The organism is Agathobacter sp., assembly GCF_977054825.1.
Window position 1 is genome coordinate 17,938 of sequence record NZ_CDRTEH010000004.1, and the last position, 12,473, is coordinate 30,410.

The 12,473-nt window shown below is 34.5% G+C and carries 14 protein-coding genes; all 14 read right to left on the minus strand.

What is annotated here, in order from left to right; genetic code table 11:
• Position 1: 1 nt before the first annotated feature.
• Positions 2-748, minus strand: coding sequence for a hypothetical protein (locus tag ACW6PM_RS05500; protein WP_456056488.1), 747 nt, complete (start codon positions 746-748; stop codon positions 2-4).
• A gap of 14 nt (positions 749-762) precedes the next feature.
• A complete protein-coding gene (locus tag ACW6PM_RS05505) occupies positions 763-1,665 on the minus strand; it encodes a Dam family site-specific DNA-(adenine-N6)-methyltransferase (RefSeq protein WP_456056489.1) in 903 nt (300 codons plus the stop codon).
• Between the two features lie 12 nt (positions 1,666-1,677).
• Positions 1,678-1,884 carry a helix-turn-helix domain-containing protein gene (locus ACW6PM_RS05510; protein ID WP_109216367.1) on the minus strand — a complete coding sequence of 69 codons (207 nt, stop codon included), beginning with the start codon at positions 1,882-1,884 and terminating at the stop codon, positions 1,678-1,680.
• Positions 1,885-2,009: 125 nt separating this feature from the next.
• A complete protein-coding gene (locus ACW6PM_RS05515) occupies positions 2,010-3,215 on the minus strand; it encodes a plasmid recombination protein (RefSeq protein WP_456056490.1) in 1,206 nt (401 codons plus the stop codon).
• 151 nt (positions 3,216-3,366) lie between these two features.
• Positions 3,367-3,738 carry a TnpV protein gene (locus tag ACW6PM_RS05520; protein WP_456056491.1) on the minus strand — a complete coding sequence of 124 codons (372 nt, stop codon included), beginning with the start codon at positions 3,736-3,738 and terminating at the stop codon, positions 3,367-3,369.
• 113 nt (positions 3,739-3,851) lie between these two features.
• Positions 3,852-4,793: an AAA family ATPase gene (locus ACW6PM_RS05525; protein ID WP_117996564.1), complete on the minus strand. Its 942-nt coding sequence runs from the start codon at positions 4,791-4,793 to the stop codon at positions 3,852-3,854.
• A 155-nt stretch (positions 4,794-4,948) separates the two neighbouring features.
• The gene (locus ACW6PM_RS05530; RefSeq protein WP_456056492.1) at positions 4,949-5,323 is read right to left on the minus strand and encodes a plasmid mobilization protein; all 375 of its coding nucleotides are present in this window, start codon (positions 5,321-5,323) and stop codon (positions 4,949-4,951) included.
• Positions 5,320-6,420: a site-specific integrase gene (locus ACW6PM_RS05535; RefSeq protein WP_456056493.1), complete on the minus strand. Its 1,101-nt coding sequence runs from the start codon at positions 6,418-6,420 to the stop codon at positions 5,320-5,322. Before ACW6PM_RS05535 ends, ACW6PM_RS05530 begins: the two co-directional genes overlap by 4 nt.
• Before the next feature lie 17 nt (positions 6,421-6,437).
• A complete protein-coding gene (locus tag ACW6PM_RS05540; protein ID WP_021923573.1) occupies positions 6,438-6,626 on the minus strand; it encodes a MerR family transcriptional regulator in 189 nt (62 codons plus the stop codon).
• 706 nt (positions 6,627-7,332) lie between these two features.
• The gene (locus tag ACW6PM_RS05545) at positions 7,333-8,706 is read right to left on the minus strand and encodes an Eco57I restriction-modification methylase domain-containing protein (RefSeq protein WP_456056494.1); all 1,374 of its coding nucleotides are present in this window, start codon (positions 8,704-8,706) and stop codon (positions 7,333-7,335) included.
• A gap of 61 nt (positions 8,707-8,767) precedes the next feature.
• Positions 8,768-9,550, minus strand: coding sequence for an MAE_28990/MAE_18760 family HEPN-like nuclease (locus tag ACW6PM_RS05550; protein WP_456056495.1), 783 nt, complete (start codon positions 9,548-9,550; stop codon positions 8,768-8,770).
• Positions 9,540-10,625, minus strand: a complete 1,086-nt coding sequence (locus ACW6PM_RS05555; RefSeq protein WP_456056496.1) for a DUF262 domain-containing protein — start codon at positions 10,623-10,625, stop codon at positions 9,540-9,542. The genes ACW6PM_RS05550 and ACW6PM_RS05555 overlap by 11 nt, the downstream gene beginning before the upstream one ends.
• A gap of 173 nt (positions 10,626-10,798) precedes the next feature.
• Complete coding sequence (locus ACW6PM_RS05560; RefSeq protein ID WP_456056497.1) at positions 10,799-11,680, minus strand: type II restriction endonuclease; 882 nt, start codon at positions 11,678-11,680, stop codon at positions 10,799-10,801.
• A complete protein-coding gene (locus ACW6PM_RS05565; protein WP_151199277.1) occupies positions 11,670-12,473 on the minus strand; it encodes a DNA-methyltransferase in 804 nt (267 codons plus the stop codon). The genes ACW6PM_RS05560 and ACW6PM_RS05565 overlap by 11 nt, the downstream gene beginning before the upstream one ends.

A 12,473-nucleotide genomic window follows, 5' to 3' on the forward strand; every position in this document is an offset into this window, starting at 1 on the left:
TTTACTTTTTATCACCTCGCATTTTTAACATTTTCTGATAATATGCAATCATTCTTTTTGTTTCTTCTTCGCATGTAATACCATTTGCACTAGCTTGACTAAGCAATTCGTTATACAAATGCATATCTTTATCATCAAAAATCACATTAACTCTTTTCTCTAATTTTCCAGCAATATGACTGTAATTTTCCGGATATGCATAATAACACTTCTTACACATACTTATATCTTTCTTAATCCAGTTCTCACAATGCTCACATGCCCAAGATTTATCTCTATTTGCTGAAGGCGATAACAACATAAATCGATCTAAATCCATCATATTCTCTGGATCTCCACCTATTTCATATGGAATGCGATGATCTGGTTGAAGTAATCTTGCAGGATATTCTTCACCATATAAATTACACTTAGCACCATAATATTCCAATAATGCATTTTTTAACTTTTCTGTAAGCTGCGTTCTTCCGGATGTTTTAGATAACTGATTTTTTCTCTTTGCTTCTTCCCAATCTCCAAATCTATAAGCTGCAATACTTTTCCCTGTAGAATCTTTTATTTTATAAGTTTCCAATGGAATACCCAATTCTCTTACATCTCGTGCAGCTCTTGGAGCATGTTCATATCCTCCATTTTTTAAATCCTCCGTACTACAATATCCCTTTTCCAGAATCGTATCTATTACAAACCTTGCCCTCTTTTTTGTTACTGCATTTAAAACATTTATAAAATCCTGTGGTAAATCCATATTATTTTTCTCCTTTATGCAAAACACAATTTCATTTGTTCATATTTTTTTTGCCTTTTTATTAAATTTTTGCTAGCGTATAATGACTCATATGTAATTTCATTTTTGCCATTAAGTGTTGCCTGTGCTGATAACCCGGCGTTTATATAAACATGTGTTAATTCTAATGATTTAGGTAAAGTTTTTCCAATAAATTTATCACCTGTTTTACCATCATAACTAACTATATAATCTATATCTCTATCATTCAATTCTCTTAGCTGTTCTACAAACTCATCAAATTCTACGCCCTGAATATATCTATTATCTCTAGTATTGTCTCTTTTTGAAGTTCCCTGATAAGGAGGATCCATATAAATCAAGTCTCCTTTTTGTGCTCTAGATAATACATCTTTATAATCTAAATTCGAAAATGAGGCTTTATCTTTTAACAATCCAGATATTGCTAATGCATTATTGGCAATAACATTCGGTTTTGTTCCATAACGTCTTTTATCACACGACTGATTTAATTCTCCATTAGAATTGTATCTCACCGCACCCTTTACTACCCTTGCTAATAAAAAAAGCATCCTAGCTGAATCTTTCTTACCTTTATTAAATTCTTCTCTAATTTTATAGAAATAGTCTATATTATTTTCTCCTTCAGCAAATTGTCCATTCCATATATTTTCATATTCATCAATTAATTTTAAAGGATTGTTTATACATTCTTCCATAAGATTTACAAGAGGTTGATTAATATCATTAATCCAAAATTCATCGCATAGTCCTTGTGCAGCGGATAAAATTGTAATGGCACATGTACCTGCGAATGGCTCAATGAGTCTATCAAATGTTGTTGGAAAAAATTTAACTATTTCTGGGGCTATAATTCTCTTACTTCCCTGATATTGTACTAAATGAGGTGTTTTCATGAGCATTCTCCTTTATTCATCAACAACAATTTCTAATATATCACTTATTTCACATTTTAAAGCAACACAAATGCGAAGCAAAATATCAGTATTCACATTTTCATTTCTTCCTAATTTAGCAATTGAGGCTGTGCTTATCCCTGCCTCCTTTGCTAAATCTTTTTTCATCATATCCCGATCAATTAATAACTTCCATAATTTCTTATAGCTTATTTTCATCTCTGCTTATTCCTCGAACATATTTTCGTACTCCATGATAATATTATCACACTTTTCTTCTTCTATCAAGCTCTTTTCTTAATTAATTATGAGTTCTCTTAATTTGCATCATATTATATCAAAGATCACCTTATCTTTCCAACCACCTTCCCCACGCTCTCCAGGAACCTCTCCAGCAGATTAACCCCATCGATCACAAACTGCTTCATAAACTCATACGCCTTTTCCAACAGTTCCTTTAATGTCGCATTTTCCTCTCTAAGCTTCTGGTTCTCATACATTACATCAATAAGCTTCTCCCTGACATCATCAGTTCCACCCTGTCGGAACATATCATATACATTCTCTGCAATTTTTGTTCTTTCAATCAGTTCACTTTCCTTAGAAGAAAGAATTTCCAGATTATTCTTTTTATCCGTAATCATATCTTCATATTTTGCATATTCCGTTTCTGCTGCATTAATACTACTCCTGACTGTCTCCAGCCTGTCCTCATCAGCAGCTATAACATCCAGATTTCTGCTATGGCGTTGTTCCTGTGTAGCAATCTGATATGATATGCTTGCGTTATTGCTTCTCAGTTTAGTGTTTTTCTCCTGCTCCTCATTGTTCTGCTGCTTTATATCTGCAAGTTTCTTCCTTTCCTGTGCTACCTTATATTCTGTCACAGACAAGTCATTGTTACGACCCTTTTTCTTCTCTGCTAGCTGTTCCTTGAAATAACATTCAAAACCATAGCTTGCCTCATCCCGCAGTTTATCCTGAAGAATTACAGATAATGTTTGTGGTGTAAACACATTTCTTTTTGATACTTTCTTAGATAAGCCACGCTTTGCTCCTTCCCATACCGGAACGCCTACCACATGCATATGCGGACTGGCTTCATCAAAGTGTATGACTGCATTCGCAATCTTGAACTCCGGCAGTAGCTTTTGCAGGCAGTCAAGAATATAATCAAATACTTCAGACATATAATCTTTATTTTTCCAATGTTCTTCCCAGTATTTCTTGTCCCCGCATTGAAAGATAATCTCAACTGCCATATCCTGATTAAGACCTGCAACATGTTCAAAGTAGTCCTTTATCTTTCTGTCTTCTCTTTTCTGTCTGCTGTTATATTCCTTTACCACATCATCAAATTCTCTGTGATATACCCTCTTAACATCCTGAAACAAATCTGTTGTTCCATAAATCAGCCTGATATTATCTGAGCTGTAATCTGCGGATTTATATTTACGCAGGTTATGCTTTGCAACTCCTGCAAGTGCTTTTTTACTTGTTATCGCACTCTTGCCATTGCTTATATGAGCAGAGTATGATACATTTCCCATAGGCATTTTGTCCTTTCTTATTCGTATTTTTCTGTCGGAGAGATACAGTTATCATCTTGGCTCTGCCATAGATGATAACCCCCTAGCAGTTTCGTCATACTGACAAAACTGCGGGGGCTCTCCGAGGGTTTTGGCATCAGCCTTTTAAACCTCATCTGCACTTAAACACAATCTCATTTATCACGATTTCTTCTGCCATCGCTCTTGCCTGATTTCGCAAATACAGCTGCTCCATAAATGTTTTCTTTTTACCCGTCATATGCTTTTTCAACCATGCTGCTTCAATATTGTCCAATCGCTCATATGCTTCTTCATTTACTGCTTCTGCCTGCTTTCTAAGCTGTCCCATTCGTGCCATATGACGATACTCAGAAGTTTTACTTTCTTCCATATATCTAAGCCACATCCGACCATATTTTCCTATATCCGTAAGATTGTATTCTGCTTCATCTACAGATAAAAGAGGATATAAAATCCCATCCACTTCTTTATATTCAACACCTAATTCTTCAAATAATGTCATCGTAATTGTCCTTTCTTTTAAAGACCGCAACATCGCAAGGTCTATATATTTTGCAACCTTGCAATCTTCAAGATTGCAAAACCTGACACTTTGCAATGTTGCGATGTTAGTTTTTATGCTCTCAAATTCCAATACCAGTTATTATTGCAACGCTCAGCCTTTATCTTTAGTTCCTTCTTGGCTGTCTCAAGTGTTCTTTTCGATATTCCTTCCTGTGCTGCAAGCTCTATAACCTCTGTGCTTAAAATCTTCTGTGTTTTTTCTGCCTGTTCCCTTAAAAACTGCTTTGCCATCTCAAGTTTGCTTGCTTTAGGAACCATACCACCCAGTACTTCATCAGCGGTAATTTCATAATCACCTAACCAATGAAATCCATCCTCTGCCAGTTCAAATGCTTTCGGATGACCAAATGCTGCAAGATTATTCTTTATCTGTATCATTGCCCTGAGATTACTCTGCCCTTCTATTCTGCCGACAAGCATTACACTCCTTGCAACAGCAAAGAAATCAATAGAACCCATTCCCCGATAAGCAGCCTTTGCTCCTGAGCCTTTATTCATATGACCGATAAGAACAATGGCACAGCCTGTTCTTTCAGCAATACCTCCAAGCTTCTTCGTCATTTCTCTGGCTTCATTTGCCCGGTTCATATCAGTATCCCCGCCAAGATAAGCCTGTATCGGATCAAAGATGCACAACTTCGCATTTTCTCTTTTTATAGCTTCCTCTATCCTGTCATCCGTCATACTCACACTCTTATCAGACTCATCTATGATTGATATTCTGCTGCAGTCTGCATTTGCTGCTTCAAGCCTCGGCTTGACTGTATCCGCAAGTCCGTCTTCTGCCGTCTGATATATTACATTTACAGGCTCAGTAATATTCATATTTTCATCTATACATTCTCCCCTTGATAGCTTTGCCGCAATGTTAAGAATCAGCGTAGATTTTCCATCACCTGGATCTCCCTGCACTATTGACAGCTTTCCATAAGGAATAAATGGATACCACAGCCATTTAATCTGCTGTGATTCAACCTCAGAGAGGTGTATCATTTTTAATTCTGTATTTGTTTCCACTGTCTGCCTCACTTTCGTAAATAATCATTGTCTCAAAAGTGGGCTGCTGTTATACTTTAATTGGTGTTTTGGTAACAGAAGCCCGCTTTTGTTATCTGCCGTGGCTTTCCCGATTGCCGTCAGGAAAGCCACTATTTCTGCCAGAGGTATTTTGCACCATCCAGCATATCCACAACCGCTTTTATCATAGCAAGATAGTCATGCTGCAGTTCCTCAATATCTGTATAAATTCCACCATCAACCGGTGATTCTTTTTCTTTTATCTGTCCTGTTTGTATGATTTCATCATACATTTTGTGAATATCTGCCTGCATCTTCTCAAGCTTCTGCACAAGCATATATACTGTTTCTTTCTTACCTACAACACAGATTCGACCATAGATACAGCATCTTGTAAAAAATGTTTTCTTCATCATTCCACTTGCCTTGATTCTTGCTTCAATTTCACGCCTTTCATAGTCTGATATGCGAAAACTGATTGTCGGATTCTTATGAACTCCACTCACTGAACATCACCTCCATTCCCTGTACTTGGCACAAATTCTTCATTAAGCTTATCAGCCATCTCAATCTGCTCGGTAGGAAACATATGTGCATAATGAAATGTGATCGTCTGGCTCTCATGTCCAACCCTGTTTCCAATGGCTACCGCTGAAAAACCCAGGCGGATAAGTAAAGAAATGTGCGAATGCCTGAGATCATGAATTCTTATTCTCTTTACTCCTGCCGCTTTCGCTCCCCTGCTCATCTCGTGATGCAGATATGACTTCGTAATCTGAAATATTCTGTCATCTCTGCCATATCCATACAACATTCCGATAAACTGTCTTAACTCTTCTACCAGAAAATCAGGTATTACAACATCCCTTCTGCTCTTTTCCGTCTTAGGATCTGTGATGATATCTTCACCATTGATATACTGATAAGACTTTGTGATATGAAGTTTCTTATTCTCAAAATCAATATCTGCTGGTGTCAGGGCAAGCAGTTCACCTTCCCTTATTCCGCACCAGTAAAGAATCTGGAATGCATAATAAGATATTGGCTTGTCTTTTACACATTCTATGAACTTGAGATATTCTTCTTTTGTCCAGAAATCCATCTCATCAGCTTTGCCTTTACCTATCGTCCCAGCCTTCTTTACAGGATTTTCTCTCAGATTGTAAAAGCGTACCGCATGATTAAATATGGCTGACAGCTCTGACTGCATTGTTTTCAGATAAGTCGGCTTATAGGGCTTACCGTCTGCCTGTCTCTTCTTGATCATCTCATTCTGCCATTTGATAATATCCGCAGGACTGATTTCATTCATCTTCTTTTCCTTGAAATATGGAATCAGCTTCTTCTGAAAAATGACATCCTTTGTACGCCATGTGTTAAGCTTCAGCTTAGGCTTTAAATCTTCCTCATACAGCTTGTAGAAAACTTCAAACCTCATATCCAGATTTGTTGCCTGCTGCAGCAGAAACTTCTGCTCATATTCCAATGCCTCCTTTCTCGTCCGAAAGCCACGCTTTAGCTTTCTTTTGTTTTTACCTGTCCAATCGTTGTAGTGAAAGGAGACATACCATGTCCCCCTCGCCTCATCCTTGTATGCTGCCATACAACTACTCCTTTCCCTTATGCTGTCTTATCACATAAGTCATATACTTTGCTGTCAAGATACTTACGGCTGACTCTGCCGGCTCTGACATAGAAGCCTTTAGAAGATAATTCCCTGTTAGCTTCTCTTATTACTTTGTATGCATGAGATACCGATACATCAAGCATCTCAGCAACCTCTTTTGCTGTGTAATATAACTTTTCCATGGTGCATTCACCTCCTCTCCCCGGCAATTACCGGTATGTATCAAACACTTATATTGGCAGCTACAACTTCTATATAACTTGTTGCAACTATTGTATTTTCTTGTCTTAAATTTTAAAAGGGACAAACCCGACCCTTTTTCTCAGATAAGGGTACAATAGCGGTTTTTTTACAAATATAGCAGCATCTCTGTCTCTTGATTACATCACTCATTCTAATTCAAAACATGAATTTGCTAAATATTCTCTCATGGACTTTTTTCGTCAAAACATATTCTCTGGCGGACTTTTTATTTTTGTGTTATAAAGTCTACCGCAAACCATATTTTTACGGAAGAGACACCACTGGTGTATTTTCACTAATTTGCACCAGTTTTTGGTGCTTCATATAATTGGGATAATTTTTGAAAATAAAAAGAAATGTGATAATAGATAATACCTATGACACTTCTGTTTAGTACTCATTAATATCTGTGGTACTATCAAAACAGGTATCATATAGGTATCACGATAAAAGAAAAAGCCCCATAAATGGCTTGTTTACGCCATTTATGAAGCTCTGTTTACTACTCAAACTCTTAATCACAAAGTTGTTTTGTGGTATTTATGGTTGCTATTTGTGGGAGAAATCCATCAATTTTGTCTGGGTTCTATCTGTTGCGTAGATTTTTTGAGGATTGTATTGTCATTTTGTTGTCACTGACAATGTCTATATACCCTCGAAAAGATAATTCTCTATTTCTTTAGTTGACATTCTATATGAAGTTGCTGTTGTCGGAGTACCATGTTCCTTTATATATTCATAAAACTTTTCACTTTGCAAAATTTTCTTCGCATCGTCTAACGTATATCTGCTATGGTCCTTTTTTTTCAGAAAATACCCCGCATATGGAACAGCATTACTATTACATTTATACACTTTAACTTTATTTGTAAATACCATCGGAAATATCAACTTTTCTCCTTTTATCTCTGCAATTGCTTGACTTCTTCCATATTCAAACCATTGTGCCTTTTCATCAGATTTTCTCTTATTTAATTTATCATAAAAACTTTTCAAATACTTATATGCCTCTGGAAATTTCTCTTCAAACTCTTTTTGTTCATATTTAATGTATCCTTTAGAGCAAAGTTTATATGGAAAAATTATCTTCTCGTCCCTTTTTTTTACTGATTTTCTTTTCATAGTTTTTGTACTAACTGCCGGCCTAAGAATTTCTTTTTCAATTTTCATGTCACCTACATATATGTACTCATTATCTTCAATATAATCGCAGATTAAAAATGCTTCATTTAACAAAGTTGCAACACCGTTATGAACAGAAAAAAAGTCTCCAAAACGCTCTCCTTTATTTGTCTTTTGAACAAAAAACCATTTATCATTCAAAGTATCTTTTTTAACAACTTCTAATTCTCCGTTTATTTCTTTATGATAATTAATGCTATTCCTTTTTATACCCGCTTGGCACAAGATAATGGTCGATGAAATCACAACTCCGCTAAACAATTGGATTCCTGTAAAATCATAAACATCTGTTATTGTATCTTTTATATAGTCTCTTAACGCCTGTGCATATTTATTTCTAAATATGCTAAAAGGTATCAAATATACTAATTTCCCATTTTCATTTAAAGAATTAATACTTTTTTCTACAAATGCATAATAATAATCGCAACGACCCTCTTTACATGTGGAAAACTTTGTTTTTAATAGTTTTCTTTGAGCTTCAGTTAAATCATGATATGTAATATATGGTGGATTTCCAATAATATAATCATACTTTTCCTTACTTGTTTTCAAATAATTATATTTCAAAATATTCCATTTTACATTAAACAATCCAAATCTTTCAGCAACCTTATCTAGTTTCTTCTTACATTCACATATACTACTATCATCTATTTCGTATCCTGTAATGTCTTTTTCCAAACCTTTAATTATTAGAGCTTCAGGTATTTCATTTGATTTTGCATCAGCAATATATCGTTCTACAATCCTAATTAGTATATTCCCTTTTCCACATGAATTTTCAAGCACGCTTTTACCATATAATTCATGTTTGTAGTCTATATAATCCAGCATTTTTAGAACAAACTCATCTGGCGTCTGTACCTGACAATTATACGACATAGTAAATCCTTTCTTATGAGTGCTTTGTCGCGTTTAAACTGTTTTCCATTCTCTCTATACGCCCACTCAATTCATTTTCTTTTTCTTTTTCATATTCTAATCGTTCGTCTTCTTTTTCAATTAAATAGTACTCTTTTTCTGTATAGTCCAATAAAATTTGAGCATAATAATCCAGCATTAATAGTATAAATTCTTTTAATTTCACAACCTGTTCATATGATAAACTTTCTTCGGTATCTGTATTTCCTTTTGCCAATTTACCTGCATGTCCAATTGAATTTCTATGCTTTAATAATACTGAATCAATGTATGTAGCTCTAGCTTGCATAGCATTATTATACACAATACCAACTATATCACATATGTTCTTTAACACTTTAGAACTGAGATTATGCTTAGTATTTATTATATCTTCATCAAAATCATTATCAACATCTATACTAATCTTAAAAGGCTTTTCTGCTATTTTCTCTTGTTTGTTTAGAAACTGTAATTCTTTTGCCAAATTCAAACCATCATCATCGATACATTGCTGTGCCAAACTTTTAAGTTCAATAGCCTTAAAATTTACTGTCAGTTTTTTTATTTTCACCTTTCGCTCTGACACATACTTTAAATAACATTTAAAACACTTTTTAAGAAAACCTTCCCAATGAGCATACAATAAAAGCACTATAGATTTTGTAACAACTTCTTTGCTTTCCGCATCATTGAATATTCTGAACAATTGAGATATTTCCATTTTTCTCCATGCTAAATCATCATGAATATAATCTTCAAACTGTTCAATCTTCATTTGCAAAATACTCCTTTGAAAAATTATTTAGTTCTTTAAATCGATTAATCACCTTTACCCCTCTATCAGAATATTTCAAGAAGGTCGGATGAGAATACATCTTCATAACCTTATTCCTATAGGCGCTCCATTCTATTTTGTCAAAATTCAATGCCGTACCTAACAAAATTGCTTCAAAACTTGCATTTGAAAAACTACCTTCAAATTTTCCTTTTTCTACATTATATTTTTTAAACAAATCTTTTCCCATCACTTCTGACAACTTATCAAATACTCTTTTAAATATTTCAATTTCTACATCTAAATCAAATTTTTCATCTGCAATTAAACGTGTCATCTCCTTATCTAGAAAATGGGGCATTTTTTCCGTTGCAATATTATATACAGAATAATCCACCTTATCATTCTTTGCTATAAGATAACGAACAATCAATTCCATATGATACTCAACTTTATATTTTTCATCTGTTAAAGTTAAGCATCTCAAAAAATTTTCATATGTTTTCAATTCATTAATTTTGTTATAATAAGTTTCGTTTAACATGATAATTAAGCAATTTCTTATTTCCTGACTTTCTAACGACACACCACCCGTATTTAATCTCTGAAACAAATCATACTGTGATTGTATACTATTCTCAGTGAGAATAATATTCACTCCAATTCTAGCTCTCTTTAATAATCGTTTTGCATCCGATGGCATCGTCTCCCATGTCATTCCCTCTAAAGAAGGTAAATATCCTGTTCCATGCAGAACTAACGGTTTTCTATCAGGAAGTTCTCCTACTAACTGGAGTAATGTAGAAATTCTTTGTACTCCATCAACAATATCCCATTTCCCATCCTCTTTTTGTGCAACAAAAATCTCCGGAATAGGAATACCTATTAATATAGATTCAACAAAATTTGTTTTATGGTCCTCATCCCATCTAAATAATCTCTGATATGCAGGATTCAGTTTCAAGTCGCCATCCTTATACAAACTGATTATTTCACCTACAGACATATCATAGCTATCTGTTTTTATGCTTTTTCTTTCTTTTGAAAGTTCATTCATTAAATTTGATTCTTCCATTATTACCACTCTTTCTTTTATTTAATAGATTATTATTTGTATCCATATTTTTGAAAAACTTACCTCTATACTGAGTAAGAAAATTTTGATTATACTTTAATATATTATCCCAATTATCCAAAAAAATGTAACTTTGGTATGTAAGATATTTTTTGTTAAGCTTCAACTTATCTTTAAGAAAACAACTCCCTCATAACCCCATTCTCCATGTCATCAATACTATAAATCGTATCCATGACATCGAATGTCTCTCTCAGATTCCCTCTTGCACTTTTCCAACCTATTCCATCTGTAAACCACACAAAAGTAAATCCATCTATAGTATTAGCTTCCTGCGAAAGCATCTTATAACTTCTAGCAGTTTCATTTAACTTTGAACCTCCACCAGTATAAAAGTTTGTTTCCACTGCGTATATCATTTTCGACGTCTTAACAACAAAATCAAATCTTTTCGCCGCCTTTCCATCATTAGACAATGCGGACAAATCAATTTTCCATTTTTTCTCTATGTCAACAAGGTACATTTCCTTAAAATAATTTACATCTCGTACAAATCCAGCTTCTTGTATATACTTTTCGACCAAATTCTCCATCAGATGTCCGCCACGATTTTTACGACCATTTGAATCAAGTCCAGTCTCTACACCTGTCACATAATCCACTAAGTCTTTAATAATATGATTCTGCAACAAATCAAACAGTCCACTTTTTTCCATAAAATAGGTATACATCTCATAGTATCTATGACTATTCGGAGGATATTTACCATAATCAAATTTATACAAAAATCCACCATTTTCATCTTGGCAATATATCTCATTCTCCCGTTTTGCCAACAATATTGGTATTGCCTTTAATATTTCAGGATAGCGTTTTAATAGATTAACAAAATCTGTTTTTATATCCTTGCTACCAATAAGTGAATTTAATAGATTTAATTCAATCTTTACTTCATCTACATTTCTATAAACCTTCTCAAAATCCACATAATAATCATATGTCGATATACTCGGTCTGAACTTACTCAGCCATTCATCAAAATATCTATTTGTCATTTGCTACCTTCTCCAATCTTCTCTTGCTTATCTGTAAGTATTCTTCACTTACATCTATCCCAATAAATTTCCTTCCCAATCGCACAGCCTCCACTCCGGTAGTCCCTGAGCCACAAAATGGATCTATTATAACTTGTCCTTCCTCCGTAGAAGCTAATACAATTCTTTCAAGCAAATATTCTGGCTTTTGTGTTGGATGCTTGCCTTCCGTCTTTTCAGATGGCTTCGTCAATGCACCAGTCCATACATCCTTCATCTGCTTGCCACCATTTTCTTCTTTCATTTTTTCATAATTAAAAAAATGCCGAGACTTCTTATCATTCTTCTTTGCCCATAATATAGTTTCCGTAGAATGTGTGAAGCATCGACATGCTAAGTTTGGTGGTGGATTTGTTTTCTGCCAGGTTATGTTGTTGATTATCTTGAAGCCTTCCTGCTCCAATGCCATACCAATCGAATATATATTGTGTAATGTTCCTGATATCCAAATCGTGCCGTTCGGCTTTAGTACTTTCTTACATAACTTAATCCACTTTCTATTAAACTTGTGTTTTTCTTCGACGCTGGTTCCACTCTCCGAAAGTTTATCCCATGAGCCTTTATTTACTGAAACCATCTTTCCACCCTGACAGGTAATGCCATCATTACTTAAAAAGTAGGGTGGATCTGCAAATATCATATCAACAGATTCTGGTTCCATTTTTGTTAGAATTTTGAAAGAATCCCCCAACACTAACTGCGATTCTTCTGTCTCGAAGTATAATGGCACTTTCTTTATAAATAAGTTCTCCAC